The organism is Pedobacter suwonensis (genome assembly GCF_007833675.1).
Lineage (GTDB): Bacteria > Bacteroidota > Bacteroidia > Sphingobacteriales > Sphingobacteriaceae > Pedobacter > Pedobacter suwonensis.
Map to the genome: position 1 here is coordinate 1,170,825 of NZ_CP031708.1, position 15,437 is coordinate 1,186,261.

Annotated in this window: 17 protein-coding genes; 9 read left to right on the forward strand and 8 right to left on the reverse strand. The window is 38.2% G+C overall.

Translation table 11 applies throughout. The annotated features are described in order from the left end of the window. The first annotated feature begins 34 nt into the window (after positions 1 to 34). The gene (locus DV942_RS04585; protein WP_090982255.1) at positions 35 to 880 is read left to right on the forward strand and encodes a CvfB family protein; all 846 of its coding nucleotides are present in this window, start codon (positions 35 to 37) and stop codon (positions 878 to 880) included. 82 nt (positions 881 to 962) lie between these two features. On the opposite strand, the gene DV942_RS04590 is transcribed toward DV942_RS04585, so the two are convergent. The 3 genes from DV942_RS04590 to DV942_RS04600 form a co-directional block, all read right to left on the reverse strand. Next, positions 963 to 1,637, reverse strand: coding sequence for an MCP four helix bundle domain-containing protein (locus tag DV942_RS04590; protein WP_145855662.1), 675 nt, complete (start codon positions 1,635 to 1,637; stop codon positions 963 to 965). Positions 1,638 to 1,710: 73 nt separating this feature from the next. After that, on the reverse strand, positions 1,711 to 3,144 hold the full coding sequence (locus tag DV942_RS04595) for an ATP-dependent DNA helicase (RefSeq protein WP_145855664.1): 1,434 nt from the start codon (positions 3,142 to 3,144) through the stop codon (positions 1,711 to 1,713). A 251-nt stretch (positions 3,145 to 3,395) separates the two neighbouring features. Next, the gene (locus tag DV942_RS04600; RefSeq protein WP_090982249.1) at positions 3,396 to 4,535 is read right to left on the reverse strand and encodes a putative sensor domain DACNV-containing protein; all 1,140 of its coding nucleotides are present in this window, start codon (positions 4,533 to 4,535) and stop codon (positions 3,396 to 3,398) included. Positions 4,536 to 5,087: 552 nt separating this feature from the next. Between DV942_RS04600 and DV942_RS04605 the strand changes: the two genes are divergently transcribed. From DV942_RS04605 to coaD, 3 genes are all read left to right on the forward strand, one after another. Continuing rightward, positions 5,088 to 5,822: a DUF3822 family protein gene (locus DV942_RS04605; RefSeq protein ID WP_244950827.1), complete on the forward strand. Its 735-nt coding sequence runs from the start codon at positions 5,088 to 5,090 to the stop codon at positions 5,820 to 5,822. Next, on the forward strand, positions 5,813 to 6,349 hold the full coding sequence (rsmD, locus tag DV942_RS04610) for a 16S rRNA (guanine(966)-N(2))-methyltransferase RsmD (protein ID WP_145855669.1): 537 nt from the start codon (positions 5,813 to 5,815) through the stop codon (positions 6,347 to 6,349). The genes DV942_RS04605 and rsmD overlap by 10 nt, the downstream gene beginning before the upstream one ends. A 747-nt stretch (positions 6,350 to 7,096) precedes the next feature. Then, the gene (gene coaD / locus DV942_RS04615) at positions 7,097 to 7,558 is read left to right on the forward strand and encodes a pantetheine-phosphate adenylyltransferase (RefSeq protein ID WP_090982243.1); all 462 of its coding nucleotides are present in this window, start codon (positions 7,097 to 7,099) and stop codon (positions 7,556 to 7,558) included. Between the two features lie 261 nt (positions 7,559 to 7,819). On the opposite strand, the gene DV942_RS04620 is transcribed toward coaD, so the two are convergent. Then, positions 7,820 to 8,431 (reverse strand): NUDIX hydrolase, encoded by a 612-nt coding sequence (locus DV942_RS04620; protein ID WP_090982238.1) that lies wholly within the window; start codon positions 8,429 to 8,431, stop codon positions 7,820 to 7,822. 434 nt (positions 8,432 to 8,865) lie between these two features. Between DV942_RS04620 and DV942_RS04625 the strand changes: the two genes are divergently transcribed. Beyond that, positions 8,866 to 9,741, forward strand: coding sequence for a hypothetical protein (locus DV942_RS04625; protein ID WP_145855671.1), 876 nt, complete (start codon positions 8,866 to 8,868; stop codon positions 9,739 to 9,741). A 78-nt stretch (positions 9,742 to 9,819) separates the two neighbouring features. Here DV942_RS04625 and DV942_RS04630 read toward each other — a convergent pair whose 3' ends face one another. Continuing rightward, complete coding sequence (locus DV942_RS04630; RefSeq protein ID WP_145855673.1) at positions 9,820 to 10,863, reverse strand: NAD(P)-dependent alcohol dehydrogenase; 1,044 nt, start codon at positions 10,861 to 10,863, stop codon at positions 9,820 to 9,822. Between the two features lie 97 nt (positions 10,864 to 10,960). Beyond that, positions 10,961 to 11,539 carry a GDP-mannose pyrophosphatase NudK gene (gene nudK, locus DV942_RS04635; RefSeq protein ID WP_186462427.1) on the reverse strand — a complete coding sequence of 193 codons (579 nt, stop codon included), beginning with the start codon at positions 11,537 to 11,539 and terminating at the stop codon, positions 10,961 to 10,963. 54 nt (positions 11,540 to 11,593) lie between these two features. On the opposite strand from nudK, the gene DV942_RS04640 reads away from it, so the two are divergent. The 4 genes from DV942_RS04640 (at position 11,594) to DV942_RS04655 (ending at position 14,769) form a co-directional block, all read left to right on the forward strand. Next, entirely contained in the window at positions 11,594 to 12,346 is a 753-nt protein-coding gene (locus DV942_RS04640; RefSeq protein ID WP_145855675.1) for a DeoR/GlpR family DNA-binding transcription regulator, read from the forward strand. A 285-nt stretch (positions 12,347 to 12,631) separates the two neighbouring features. Further along, positions 12,632 to 13,297: an orotate phosphoribosyltransferase gene (pyrE, locus tag DV942_RS04645; RefSeq protein ID WP_090982229.1), complete on the forward strand. Its 666-nt coding sequence runs from the start codon at positions 12,632 to 12,634 to the stop codon at positions 13,295 to 13,297. A gap of 33 nt (positions 13,298 to 13,330) precedes the next feature. Continuing rightward, positions 13,331 to 13,729: an SRPBCC family protein gene (locus DV942_RS04650; protein ID WP_090982227.1), complete on the forward strand. Its 399-nt coding sequence runs from the start codon at positions 13,331 to 13,333 to the stop codon at positions 13,727 to 13,729. A gap of 380 nt (positions 13,730 to 14,109) precedes the next feature. Continuing rightward, the gene (locus DV942_RS04655; protein ID WP_317614797.1) at positions 14,110 to 14,769 is read left to right on the forward strand and encodes an ankyrin repeat domain-containing protein; all 660 of its coding nucleotides are present in this window, start codon (positions 14,110 to 14,112) and stop codon (positions 14,767 to 14,769) included. A 95-nt stretch (positions 14,770 to 14,864) separates the two neighbouring features. On the opposite strand, the gene DV942_RS04660 is transcribed toward DV942_RS04655, so the two are convergent. Beyond that, positions 14,865 to 15,083: a PspC domain-containing protein gene (locus tag DV942_RS04660; RefSeq protein ID WP_090982223.1), complete on the reverse strand. Its 219-nt coding sequence runs from the start codon at positions 15,081 to 15,083 to the stop codon at positions 14,865 to 14,867. A 129-nt stretch (positions 15,084 to 15,212) separates the two neighbouring features. Continuing rightward, a complete protein-coding gene (locus DV942_RS04665) occupies positions 15,213 to 15,428 on the reverse strand; it encodes a hypothetical protein (protein ID WP_145855676.1) in 216 nt (71 codons plus the stop codon). Positions 15,429 to 15,437: the final 9 nt, after the last annotated feature.

Below are 15,437 nucleotides of genomic sequence, written 5' to 3' on the forward strand. Positions count from 1 at the left end.
AAGCCATTGGAGAAAATGGTTAAACCCAAAACAAATGATTGAAATAGGAAAATACAACGAGTTAAGGATTTTAAGTAAAACAGAAGCCGGATTAAACTTAACGGACGGTGATAAACTGGTCGTGCTCCCCTACCAATACGTTCCGAACGGAGTAGAAATTGGTGATAACATTAATGTTTTTGTATTTATACAAAAAGATGGCCGCTTAACTGCCACTACTCAGAAGGCCTATGCTGAAGTTGGCGATTTTGCCTTTTTAAAGGTAGTTTCTGATGGCGAGGACGGGGTTTTTATGGATCTTGGAATCGATAAAGACGTGTATGTACCTAAACGCGAACAAAAAAGGCCTATGCAAAAAGGCTACAAGTATGTGGTTTACCTTTATTTAGATGAAAATAACGATCGCCTTTTGGCTTCATCTAAATTGTATGATTTTGTTGAAGAAGATGGTTTTGATTTTGAAGAAGGTGATGAAGTGAGTTTATTGATTACCGAAGAAACCGATCTTGGTTACAATGCCATCATCAACAATACTTACATTGGTTTACTGTACAATAATGAAGTTTTCGATAATATCCAACCGGGCGACATGCGTAAAGGCTGGATCAAGAAAATCCGCGTAGAAGGTAAAATTGATTTAACCTTGCAACCTAGCGGATACGGCCATATTCTTGATTCGAAAGAGATGATTCTGAAAGAACTTAAAAAAAGTGGCGGTGTGATTGAACTGGGCGACAAAAGCTCCCCTGAAGATATTTACCACCGTTTTCAGATCAGTAAAAGTGCATTCAAAAAAACGATTGGCTCCTTGTACAAAGAACGTTTGATTCTGCTTTCCGACGACTCGATCAGATTGCTGTCAGACGAAGACGCTGAATAACCTTATTTTCTGCTGGTTGGTGCGACACGAACCAGCAGAGCTTTTTTTTATCGGTTGGTGTCACAACTACCGAAAGACGAATCTAATTCAGATTGAATTTATCGTTTGTAATCTTAACCATGTTGGAAGCCGAAACGATGTTGACAATCATAATTCCGATCACAATAGCCAAAATAACCTGCAATGTGGAATAAACTTTCGTCCCCGAAACAAAAATCCTTGAACCTTTAATCAGTTCATTACCCACCTTAGACTGTATTTTAATCAGTGCTGATAGCTTGACCAACGTTTGATTCACTGCTTTTTTTCCTGTCGATTCGTAAATTGACCTTCCTTCTTCTGCACTGGCTATATTCAACATTTTGGCTTCTATACGCTGCTGAACAAGTAACGCCTTTTTGAACTCATTTAAATAGTTTTTTTCCTGTTTTACCAAAAAAGTAAGTTCGTATTTATTAATTACTGAATCAATTTTCCGGTTATGGTTATTCATATTTACAAGCATTGTTAAACCTTCGGCAGCATCGTTTCCAAGCAACAGTTCCTGCAGGATGGCATTTTTATAATATAGATTTTCAGCAATGAAATATAAGTCTGTAGCCGGAACAAGCCTGTCGTTATACATCGAAATGAAAGAGTCATTGATTTTTTCTACACTTTTATCTTCCAAAAAACGGATCATCAAGGTGCAGCACATAATACAGAAAAGCAAAAAAGCAGTTTTTAGCTTATTTTTAAGGCTAAAGGCAAATTTCATAATATAACCGGTTAATATGTTACAGGTAAAGGAAAGTAGATCCTTGCAATCCTTAAATCTATGTAATCAGGTGTTAAAAATAATCCTCCTGTGCCGTTTTCGCGAAAAGCTGTGGCGCAAAATTGACTAAATATAACTCTTTTTTTGCCCGGGTTACAGCGGTATACAACCAACGTAAAAAATCAACATCGATCATTTCTTCTGTAAGGTAACCCTGATCGGCAAAAACAGCATCCCACTGGCCGCCCTGTGCTTTATGGCAGGTTACCGCATAAGCAAACTTGATCTGGAGTGCATTATAGAAGGGATCAGCTTTAATTGCCAACATTCTCTGCCGCTTATTGGCAATATGTTCGTAATCTTCATTAAGGCCATCAAAAAGCTTTTTATTCTGTTCGTAAGGCAGATTTGCACTTTCTAAATTCAAAGTATCCAACATCACCTTACAACTAATCTGACCCGCGGCCGGAAAATCCATAAACTCTAAAGTGGCATCAGCAAAACGGAAACCATAACGTTCTTCTTCTCCCCTTACACGAATCACTTTGGCCATGTCGCCATTGGCAATAAAGGCAGTATCTTCGTTTTCAGGCAGCCAGAAATAATTATTCCGCACCACCATAATCTGGTCACCGCCAGTTAATTCTTCTTCACGGTATAATAACCTTGCCCTGATCTGTTGGTTATACACATTGGCTGATTTATTGGAACGGCAAACCACCAGGGTATTTTCCATACCAAATTTCCGGTAAGCATACTCCAGGCCTTCTACCAATCGTGCACCAGCCATGTTGTAAATATCGGTGTAGTTTTTGGTCAGGAATTTAGGTAACGGATGTTCAGGGTTTTTGGCAATCTGGTTCCGCAGCATGGTGGCATTGGCCAGAATACCCGACTTCTTACCCTGACGAACCACTTCCTTTAACTCCACCGATGAAACCGTTAAGGCGAATTTATCTTTTAAGTATTGTTCGTTTAGTGCCGGGCTGTCTAAACTTCCTACCGGAGGCAATTGAGCGGTATCACCCACAAAAAGCAGAAAACAGTTTTTGGTATTGTACACAAACTCCAGCAGATCACGTAATATCGAAGAGCCAGTCTCATTAAATTCATCAGCGATCATCGAAGCTTCATCGATAATAAACAGCGTATTTTCGGAGAGGTTCGGCGCCAGCTGAAACTGCATCTCCGGCGATGCTGCTGAGCGTTTTCTATAAATCCTTTTATGTATGGTTAAAGCTTTACGAAATGAATATTGACTCATTACTTTTGCCGCCCTTCCGGTTGGGGCAAGCAGTTCGCTTCGCAGGTTAAACTGCCTTAACACCTTTACCAAAGCTGCTACCGAGGTGGTTTTACCCGTACCGGCATAACCTTTCAGTACAAAACAGCGGTACTCATCGTCCTGTTGCAAAAATGCCGACATCCTTTGGCAAAACAGCATTTGCTCCTTGGTCGGCTGATGTTCGTATGCTGAAGCGATAAGCTGGCTTTTGTCGTAGATCATCTCTAATGGTTAATTGTTTAAACGGTTAATCGGTTAACTGCTTAGTGTACATGAAACAGTAATTGAGGTTTCCAGCACAGCCCTATTTAACTAAACCGTATTGAAGCGATATCTCCCGATCTCAATAGTCATTTGTTTTTTAGCAAAAGTGTGATCGGGAACTTAACGGAAAGACGGACTACAGCATCCGATTAGCAGTAAGCTACCTTTCCAAGTAATTGCAATCGCGCTATGCCCTATGCTTTCTGCTATTACAAAAGTAGCGTTTCAATACGATGAGCCATTACCATGTTTTGTTTTTTGCTGTAGCTGAAAATGGTAAAATGGCCATCCTGAGAGGCTACCAGACCAATAGACTGAGGCTGATCGTTTACAAACTGGGCAACAGAAAAATGGCGGGTGCCGCCAAGTTGCCCTGGATAAAGAATTGTATCTTCTCCACCAACAATCGGCTCCGAAAAAGCAATCTGTTCTACAGTAGGTTTTCCCTTTGCGCGGCCTATTTTGGCCCCAAATGCAATCAGTTCGAATTCTTCGTTGATAATCGTTGCGCCGTCAACCGCGGTTAAACCAGCTAAATGTTCCACCTCGCGGCGCACAGCCCCTTGCGAGAAAATCTCGCTTTGGTTACCATTTTGCTTTGCCAGGTTGGATAATCCACAGAATGGAGGTTCAACCAGATACTGGATAGGGTGAATAATGGATTCCTCCCATTTTACATCACCCTTAGGCACAATTAACAAAGCTCCGCCCCTGCCGTGCGCCCGCATAGAAACCGAAAACTGAATTAAAATATTGATCGGGTCGTTCCAGCTTGCCAATACAGTTAAATCCAGTAAGGCTTGCAAAATAGGCGGACAATCTCTATTGTTACAGCTCCTATCATCAACGATTCGGATCTGTTCGCCCTTTAACACAGCCACATTGGTAAATTTACCAATACCATAAATCCTGCGGTGCTTGATCACAATTAAGCCGGGCTCAGAAACATCTACTACAAAACAAAAGTTAGGAATATTAAGGGTTGTACCCCAGATATAAAGCTCACCGTCTTCCTCCCACACACCCAGATGTATTCCCGAACGCTCAATTCCAGGGGCTATTTTGGTTAAATTATTTGCATTTAAGGATAATTTTTTAGCAAAACGCAATGGTTTTGAGGTTTGCTCAGGAGGTAAAAAAGCAATCGAAATCCTGGGCGAATGCCCCTCCTCCTTACGTAAACTGCTCCAAAAAGCCACATCAATGATCGCTTCAATATTTTTTTGATCTGGTTGAGTAGCCAAATCTATTTCGCCTTGCGCAATTGCATTCTTATGCAGTTTGACAAAATGTTCTTCTATTGTTGCCGCAATGGTGTTTGCCGCTTTATAGGTAGGCTTATAACTCATGTTCCGAATTTAAGCCGAATTTTCCGATTTTTGAATAACCTAAAAGTTTGATTTTGGTAAAAAAACACAATCTCTTTACCACAGATTTTCACTGATAAACACAGATATTATTGATATACTTTTAATTGCAAATCAAAAAAGGGTTAAATACAAAGTTATTGTATATTCTTGCCTTTAAATTCATTTATTAGGCAAACTTAGGCTGTAGAACAAGTCTCATGAATTAATTTATCCCCTGTGCAAATAGTGATCAACGTGTTAAAGAATTATTTCTATGCCTTCTTTGTTTTCGTGGCTAATGAATATCAGTTTATTTATTAAGTTAGTTTACACAAGCAATCTGTGTTTATCCTTTTTATCTGTGGTAAAAAAACAAAGTAGCAAGCTACCTTGTAAACTATCAGCCAATAATTCTGTGGTAATATCAAAAATTTAACCTCATTTTACCTTTAATCCTCAAAAAAGTCTATTTTTGTTTCAATGCGTAACAATAGTCTCTTATTGGCTGACCCAAATTTCAAAGCTGACACATCTGTAAACTGCCATTTATTATTGAAAATAACAAATGATAGCTTTTCTTATGCCGTGGTTAACCAGGATACTAAAGAGATTCATCTCATTTTTGATACACAGGGATGCAAAGATCTTGAAAAAGACCTTAAAACCGCCTTTGAAACCGACCATTATCTTTCTTTAAATTATGGAGCCGTTAAGGCTGCTATCCATACATCAAACTTTATTTTTATACCTGATGAATGGTTTGACAGAGAAAATCTGGCTGTTTATGCGCAATACTTGGGCTCTGACGCTAAAGTTTACACTAAACGCAACGAAAAGCTGGGTTTTAACACTGTTTTTTGTCTAGATGAGGATTTAAAAGCAAATCTGCCAGAACAAACCGATCTTTATCCGCAATCCGAACCATTAATGGTTTTATTTGATCACCTTGCAGACGAATCTTTATTAGTCGATTTTACGGCAGTATCGTTTAATGTACTCTATTTGAAAGATAAGAAGGTCATTTTTCAAAACCACTACGAATCAGAAAATGCTGAAGAATTTAATTATTTTCTATTACTGATGATCGAACAATTGGGCCTTAATGACACTATCCCGGTTTACTTACAAGGTATCATTAACGAAGATGATGAGCACTACACCTGTTTATTAAAATACTTTAACCAACTTTATTTCTTTCTTCCCGCTGGTAAACAAAATAGCGAGTTACTGGCAGACATGCCTAAACACTATTTCAGCGGCCTTCTTGCTTTAGATTTATGCGGATAATTGGTGGCAAATTAAAGGGAATCCGTTTGCAGCCCCCTGCAAATTTACCGGTACGCCCCACAACGGATATGGCCAAAGAAGCACTCTTCAATATCCTAAACAATAAATACGATTTCGAAACCTGTGCTGTATTGGATTTATTTTGCGGCACCGGAAATTTAACTTTTGAGTTTGCTTCACGTGGCGCAGAAAGTATTTTAGCGGTTGATATGGATTACGGCTGCGTAAACTGGGTAAAAAATACAGCTAAACAATACCAGTTTGATCAGATTGATGTACGTAAGGGGGATGTTTTTAAATTATTGAAACAAATGACCGGCAGTTACGACCTGATCTTTGCCGACCCACCCTACAACATGCCTAATATTCCGCAGATTCCGGTAATGGTTGAAGCCCAACAGTTGCTAAAGCCCAATGGTTTATTAATTGTAGAACACCAAAGTAATATGAAACTGAACAGCCAGCCGGGTTATACCGAAACGAGAAAATACGGCAATTCTTCCTTCAGCTTTTTTGAGTTTAGTTAGATTGGTCATTGGTTTGTTGGTCATTGGTAATGGTTTATTGGTCATTAGTCAGTGGTTTATTTGTTATTTGTTATTGGTTCGTTAGTCATTAGTCATTGGTTTATTTGTATTTGTTATTGGTTCAATTTGCTACCAACTACAAGTTAAATTTTATTGGTCATTAGTCATTGGTTTATTGGTCATTAGTCATTGGTAATTAGTCAGTGGTTTGTTGGTCATTAGTTTATTGATAATTGGTCATTGGTAATTGGTAAGTGGTTTATTGGTTCAATCTGCTGCCAACTAAAAGTTAAAGATTGGTTTGCTAATTATTATTAGTTGATTATTGGTAATTGACTTATTCAATTAATCCGCGCTTCCCAGTGAGAATTACGGTTCTGGAGAAGGCCCCCCACAGGGACTCACATTTGTTTATAAACCCGATCGTCAGCGGTACGAAGGCTTTTTCATCCGAGTTTAGCAGAGAGCGGGACTGAAACACCCCAATTATCTTCCCCCCTTTCATTTCCAAACCCCTTTTATATCCTCAACCTTTTTTCTTCAATTCCCCTTATTCTCCCTTAGTTTTTTCTCATCTCCATACCTTTAGCCTTGCCTTTTTTTTCTTCCGCCAGCTTAGATAATGTATTTATTACTGCTTCACCTGTTTCCATACTGTGTTTTACACCTGTTATATACACCACGCTAACCGCTAAACCCTCAGCGCTAAACTATTCCGCTTTTAACTATTATACCTATATTTGAATCATGAAGATAGCGCTATTTCCAGGCTCATTTGATCCGATCACGATTGCCCACGTCAATATTTTACAACGGGCCACTCCACTTTTTGATAAAATTATAGTAGGCATTGGACTTAACAGTTCTAAACAGAATTTTTTAAGTGCTGAACAGCGTCTTCAGATCCTACAGACCGTTTTTAGCGGTTATCAGAACATCGAAATCCAAACTTATGAAGGTTTAACTGTAGATTTCTGCCGGAAAATAAATGCCACCCATATGGTGCGCGGAATCCGCTCAGCTGCTGATTTCGAATATGAACGGGCTATTGCGCAGATTAATCAAACCATGATGCCTGAAGTAGAAACCATCTTATTGTTAAGTAAACCGGAATACTCTGCCATCAGTTCGACAATTGTCCGCGATATTTTAAGAAATCATGGCGATGTTAGTCCATTTGTACCCAAAGAAGCATTGGCATTTTTATAGTTATTAACCACAGATCTATACGGATAAACACAGATTTAAATCCAGGTTCATCTAAGTTATATCGTTCTCCTTTTCCAGAGGGAATAACTAACCGCATAGAACGGGGATTTGTATCAGTGTGCGTAAAATATTAGTGACTGATCAGCTATATCTTAAGCCATACCTACCTCAACGGATCTGTTCCTACCGAATGCAACGCGGTCGACAATCTATTTAGTAGCGTTCTCCTGCGAGAATTGAACATTTCGCTTCAAACGAGCGCTATAATATTTTACCTGCCCTTAACACATCCATAATAGATGGAAAAGTATTCTGAACAACAGGTGAAATCTGTTTTTTATTTAACCAGACAGCTTCATCGATGCCTTCTTCTTTTTGCGGAACCAATTTAGGCTCGCCTTTAACTTTCATTTTGTACCAGTTAGTTTTCTTGATTACCATTTTATTGCCCATCGGATAAACGTGGTAAGTTTTACAAAGCTTTTCTTCCCGTTTAAAAACCCTGATTCCACACTCCTCTTCTACCTCGCGCACAGCAGCTTCCTTCATTTTTTCACCGTCTTCCAGCTTTCCTTTTGGCAGATCCCATTTTTTGTTCCTGAAAATAAAAAGATAATTGCCATTTGCACTTTCTACCAAACCGCCGGCAGCTTTTATAACGGCGCAATCTTTCTTTAATTTTTTAAAAGTTTCCTGAGGATTTTTTGTCAAGAATATATAGCTCTTTTTAGATCCGTTTTTCAATTTTTTATAGAATGTTTCAAGATTGAAATCCTGAAATTCCAGCTGTTGAATTTTTTCCTTTTGCTCAGGCAAAAAGTCCGAGATAAACAAAGTATTATCGTTGATGTAAATTCTATAGTTTCTTGGCATGTAGTTTAAAGCATATTAAAATGGAGGCGTAAATGGCCCTATGGCAAAATCGGTATTTCTTCTAACCTATCAAAGGATTTTTTAATACAGCAATATATTTGCTTGCCCTAAAGTAAAAAAATTGCTGAGTTATTTATAGGATATAAAAAAAGGTTACAACAATTAATGTTGTAACCTTATCTAAATTAACGCTCTCAATCAAAGATTGATGCAAGGCTCTCACCCCTTGCTTGCTACAAATATATAACAATTTATTAAAGTGCAGAAAAAAAAACAGCGATTAATTAAAAATAATCTTAAACGCTTATTTACCAGGTATTTTATTTGTAAAAACTAATGATAATTGTCATCTGGAAGAACATTCAGGTAGGAACAACGGTTAATAATTTCCCGGCGATAACGTTTTTTTTATAATTTTAACTTTTTAATCTGCCATGTCCATACCTTTATTATCAGAAACAGATCTGGAAATATACCGAAATGATCTTTCTAATCCGGAAAAATCAACTGACGAACTCTTTAACAGATTAAATGGGTTGTACCAGCGTTTTGCGACCAATGAACAGCTGCTTACAGATTTTGAATATATTTCAGCGCTTAACAGCCTCGAAAGTAGTTACACCTCGAAAAAAGAGCATTTCAACGAAGAAATCGCTGAACTGAAAAAACAATTTAAACAACTTGATAACCGGATTGTTGCGGCCGAACAAAAACTCAGACATGGCATTCCGGAAGATCTTCTGGTCATGGACAAAATTATTGCCGAACAGGAATCTATTATAGCAGACCAGGAAAAGCTGAATAATGCTGAAACCTATATTGTGGAGGAAGTGAGGAAAATCGATATTGAGCATGGTAAGGCGCTTCAAAAACTAGAAGAACAAGAGAGAAACAGGGAAACCCCGCTCAAAGGCAAGTTTTCAGCCTTTAAAGAACAAATTAAAATTGCTGAAAAAGGAATTACTTTAAAAGTAAGGTCGCTTTCACTCCTTGCTATCATCGGTATTCCGCTAATTATAGATTTATTTTTCGGTTTGGCTGGTTCTCCTACTTTCTCGAAGAGTTCCAATAATATTATTTTCAATCACTATATTTTTATAATCTGCCTGATATTGATTGAACTATTTCTTGCCGATAAAATCAGGAACAGGATTTCATATGTCTTATCGATAACCTATCTTAAAGATTCGCTGAAGACATTAGATAACCTGTTAATTGAAAACAAAAGAAAGCTAGCTGAAATAGAATCAGCGCATCATATCTCGCTAGCCGAATTTGTAAAGAAAAACGGAGATGCTTTAAATTATTAGTTATTCTTTAAAAGAAAGGGATTCAGAAATATCGCTATCGCTGAACCCCAATCATCAGTTTGATCTGATGGGTTCGACCTATAGTGTAGCCATATCAATCACGAAACGATAGCGTACATCACCTTTTTCCATACGCTCGTAGGCATGGTGAATATCTTTCATATCGATGATTTCAATCTCCGAAACGATATTATGCTCTGCACAGAAATCTAACATTTCCTGAGTTTCGGCAATACCGCCAATACCAGATCCAGCAAGGCTTTTTCTACCTCCGATTAAGCTGAAAGCTGCAATTTCCGCCGGTTTAGGTGGAACACCCACACAAATATGTACGCCATTTGTGCTTAATAACGAAAGGTACATGTTGAAATCATGTTCTGCTGAAACCGTATCCAATATAAAGTCGAAAGTACCTCTTGCTGCTTTAACCTGTTCAGCATCGGTGGTTACAACGAAGTGATGGGCACCAAGTTTTTTGGCATCCTCTTCTTTTTTGGGTGAAGTACTTAATACGGTAACCTCAGCCCCAAAAGCTACGCCAAACTTCACCGCCATATGGCCCAAACCACCTAAGCCTAATACAGCCAGTTTATGCCCTTTACCTACTTTCCAGTGTTTTAGCGGAGAATAAGTGGTAATACCTGCACATAACAAAGGTGCTACAGCGGCCAGATTTAATTTATCGGACACATGAAGTACAAATTCTTCTCTCACTACAATTGTATCCGAATATCCACCATAAGTTGGTGTTTTACCATCTCTCGCTAAATTATTATAAGTTTGCGTATTGCCCTCCAAACAATATTGTTCCAAATCCTGCTTACAGTTTTCGCAAACCTGACATGAATCGACCATACAGCCTGTTCCGGCCAGATCTCCTACTTTAAATTTCTTCACGTGATCTCCAACCTTCACTACGCGACCTACTATCTCGTGACCAGGAACCATAGGAAATATTCCCTCAAACCAGTCATTTCTGATCTGGTGCAGATCTGAATGGCAAACCCCGCAGAAAAGTATTTCGAACTGAACATCATGAGGTCCTACGTCCCGACGTTCAAAATTCCAGGGTGCAAGATCCGTTTCGGCATTTTGTGCCGCATATCCTTTTGTTGCTATCATAAAAATTTAAATTAATTAGGGGTAACAAATGTAAACAGCTATTTGTTATAGATAATTACGCAAATCAAATTAATCATTACAAAATTCAAACAATCAGCTACAACATCAACCCCTTTAACTGTGCATACTGCAGCAGCATAATTGTTTTTCCATCCCTTATCTCACCAGATTTCATCATGTTAAGTGCCTTTTCGAAAGGCAATTCCAGCACTTCTATATCTTCATTTTCTTCCTGCAATCCCCCTCCATCGTGCAATTTCATATCACTTGCGTAAGCCGCAACAAAAAAATATAGTAGTTCTGTAACTGAGCCGGGAGACATATAAGCCTCGAAAACTTTTTCTACCTGATCAATCCTGAAACCGGTTTCTTCTTCCGTTTCCCTTCTGATACAATCTTCCGCATTATCCTGATCCAATAATCCGGCGCAGCACTCAATCAGGTAACCGGTATCATTTCCATTAATAAAAGTCGGTAACCTGAACTGACGCGTGAGTACAACCGTTTGATTTTCTTTATTATATAATAAAATGGTTGCACCGTTTCCCCGATCATAAGCTTCGCGTTCCAAAATAGACGTGGTACCATTACTGTCGATCGTTTTGAAAATGACTTTTTTGAGGGTATACCAGTTATCAGATAGAATTTGAGTATCCAGAATATTAATATTTTTCATGATGATCATTTTTGATTAATTATGATTAAATTTGACCGAATTAAATCATTATATATGACATTTCAAAAAAGAGCACATAAAATTCTGGAACTTTTAGAAACATATGGCGAAGTTGACATTCGCCAGTCAGCTAATTATATTGGTGTTTCTGAAGTAACGGTAAGGCGTGACCTGAACAGCATGGCTGCGAAGGGACTGCTCTACCGTACACATGGAGGGGCCATGAAAATAAGTGATGTGATAAAACCGGTTTCATTTGCCACTAAAGCCGAGGTTAATTTCAAGGCAAAAGATGCAATCTGCAAAAGGGCGGCAGCAGATATTATTGATGGAGATGTTATATTTATTGATTGTGGCAGTACAGCCTTTAGATTATGCCAGTTTATTAAAAACAAAAACATTAAGGTAATTACCAATTCGCTACCGGTCGTAAATGAATTGCAGCACAGTGCAGTAACTATAAACCTGATTGGAGGTGAAGTTGACGTAAACAGACAAGCTGTTCATGGCACTATGGCACTCGAACATATTTCCAGATACCATGCTTCTAAAGCCTTTTTAGGTGTAGATGGCATTACCGCCGAAGGATTGTATGCCGGTAGTGAGCACGAAGCTAATAATACTTTGGCAATGGCAGCACAAACCAGTTGCACATATATGCTCTGTGATGCCAGTAAAATAGGAAAAACTTCGTATTTGAAATTTAATGATCTATCAATTGTAGATATTATAGTCACCAATTATAACGGCCCTGAGGTAAACAAATTCGAATCAAACGGGATATCCGTATACTCGGTAACCGTTTAATAAATCAATATGAAGATGGCCGAACGATCAATTGTCAACCTTTCCAACGCCTTCAGCAGATCGTTAGTTATTTATAATCCTTTTTTCAAACAAACTATTCTTTATCCAACTGATTTACAGCAAGTGACAATAAAGCGCTTTTAGCATCCATCAAAATTTCCAATATTTGTATTGTTGAAATGTCTGAATCAAATCCGGATTCTGACATTTTCTTATCCCAAACGCAAAATAATGGGGTTTTAATAAACGTTATGACAAACACAAATAAATCTGTAATTTTGAGCCATGTATAATAAAAGTGATATTGAATTAAAAGTAGCGGAATTTTTATTACAGATAAAGGCAATCAAATTACAACCAAATAACCCTTTCACATGGGCATCTGGTTGGAAATCGCCAATTTATTGCGACAACAGAATTACCCTTTCCCATCCTCAGGTTAGGACTTACATCAGGCAAAAACTTGCTCAAGCCATACAAGAAGAATTTGGCTCAGTAGATGTTATTGCAGGTGTTGCAACTGCCGGAATCCCTCAAGGCGTGTTAGTTGCTCAGGAACTGGGTTTACCATTTATCTATGTGAGAGCGAAAGCCAAAGAACATGGTACAGGAAGTTTAATCGAAGGTGAAGTGGTTGAAGGTCAACGTGTGGTGGTTATCGAAGATTTAATTTCAACCGGAAAAAGCAGTTTACAGGCTGTTGAAGCGCTTAGAGCAGCCGGATTATCAGTAGCTGGCTTAGCGGCAATTTTCACCTATGGTTTCGAAAAAGCCGACGAAAATTTTGCGGCTGCGAAATGCCGTTACTTAACTTTATCAAACTATGGCGCATTGATCGATTATGCTGCCGAACACAGTATCATTGCCAAAAGCGACATGGAGTTATTGGGGAAATGGCGCCTGAATCCTTCAGAATGGGGAAAAGGACAGGCTCTAAGTTCAGGCTCTTAATTCGGAATAAAAACAATTTTATACAATTATACAATGACTGTTATCGATAGCACAGTAGAAGTTAATAAACCGGTTGCTGAGGTTTATACTTTTCTATCCAATATGAACAACCACCAGCAGTTGATGCCAGAAAACATCTATAACTGGGAATCAACCGAAGATGATGCACGGTTTACCATTCAAAATATGGCAAAATTGGCCATTAAAATTTCGAACAGAATAGAGAATCAGGAAATAACAGCAATTCCGAGCGAAAAAGCGCCTTTTGATGTAGAATTAAAATGGACGTTAGCAGATAACGGAAACGGAACCACTACAGCAAAACACATCATTTCAGCTGATTTAAATATGATGATGAAAATGCTGGCATCAGGCCCACTTCAAAAACTGGCTGACCACCAAACCGAAAAACTGAAAGAGATTTTGGGATAGTAATTGATTACAAGATTTCCGTGATTTCACATAACTAACAAGACGAATTAAACTTCGTCTTTTTTTATTTCCAAAGTTCTTATGCAATCGCGAAAAGAACTCAATAAAAGCGCAGCTATCATACTGATCTGATCGCTAACTGTTAAATTTCATATTATATACAGCTTGCTGAAATCTAGAAATTCAGCATTTTCTTTAATACCGTGCCAGGGGAAGTGAGGGTTTAGTTCCGTCTTTCGTCGCAATCAGGCGCTCTCTAACGATTTTAAGTACCTTTTATTTGCAGAAGCTTTTGGCATATTGCGTTGCACGATATATATTTAGCCATTAAACTTTAAAGTTCCCAATTTTTCTTAATTTAAAGCGATTTTTAAAACATTATGATGAGTATAGCGCAACTTGAGGAACAAATTGAAGCTGGAAATTTTCACGCAGTAAAAGAAATTCTGCTTGAAAACCCAAAACTGGCAAATGTGGATACTTCTCATCACATTTCACCACTTCTATTGGCCTGCTATTATAAAAAAAGAGAAATAGCTGATCTGATTGCCGAATTTGTAGATCAATTAACCCTATTTGAAGCTTGCGCTATCGGAAAATTTGATGTGGCTACCCTCTTGATTTTTCAAAACCCTGCCAGTATCAATGAATTTTCCAAAGATGGCTTTACCCCGCTTGGTTTAGCCTGCTACTTCGGACATGAGGAATTGGCCCGTTTTCTTGTTTTAAAAGGGGCTGATGTTAATCTGGCATCCAAAAATGGCTTTAACGTATTTCCCATCCACTCGGCAGTTGCAACCAACAATTTCAATATCACTAAAATGCTTCTGGATGCCGGCGCATACCCAAATGTTTGTCAGAAAGCGGGCGTAGCTCCTTTACACACAGCTGCTCAACTGGGAAACATTGAATTAATTATTTTATTATTGGAACATGGTGCTGAAGTTTCTCTACGGATGGAAGGCGGAAAAAAACCTGCTGATCTAGCTGCGGAAAAAGGCTTTAATGAAATTGCAGAAATTTTAAGAGACGATGATTAGAGAGTCCTGAGTCTAAAGTCGTAAGTCTCTAGTCCTGACAACTGGATAATGACGACTGTCAACTGCAAATTGAACACTGCCAACCGAAAACTGAATTATTCCCAGATCCGCAATCGCATTCTTTTCATATATGTTCTGATATCAAGCACCACAGCGGCTAAAAAATAGAATAATATGGGAAAACCTACCGCCAAAAATGACGAGTAGATAAAAAACAGGCGGACTTTTGCAGTACTCATATTTAGCTTATTAGCCAAATACGTAGAAACACCAAAACTCTGCTGTTCAAAATAAGTCACAATTCTCTGGAACATTTTAAGCTTATTTTAAAATCTTATCATTCGGCACTAAGTAAGAACGCTCCAAAACACGAGCTATTATTTGCTTACTCATTCTAATTTAGCAAAATTAATTGATTAAGCACAATCGCAAAATTAAAGCATTTATTCCAAAATCAGTTTTTCAAAATCCTGTTTATCTTGGTGTTTGATAAAAAGCGTTTGTTGCTCTTCCAGTCCTGAAAACCTTTTAATCAACTCTGCTTTAAACCGATGCATATCAACATCCTTATTTAAAATAATTGTTAAGGCATCAGCATTCCCCCTTACCTCGATAATCTGATCAGGATATAATTCTTTTAGTTCGTGTGGAAATTCCATAATACAAAA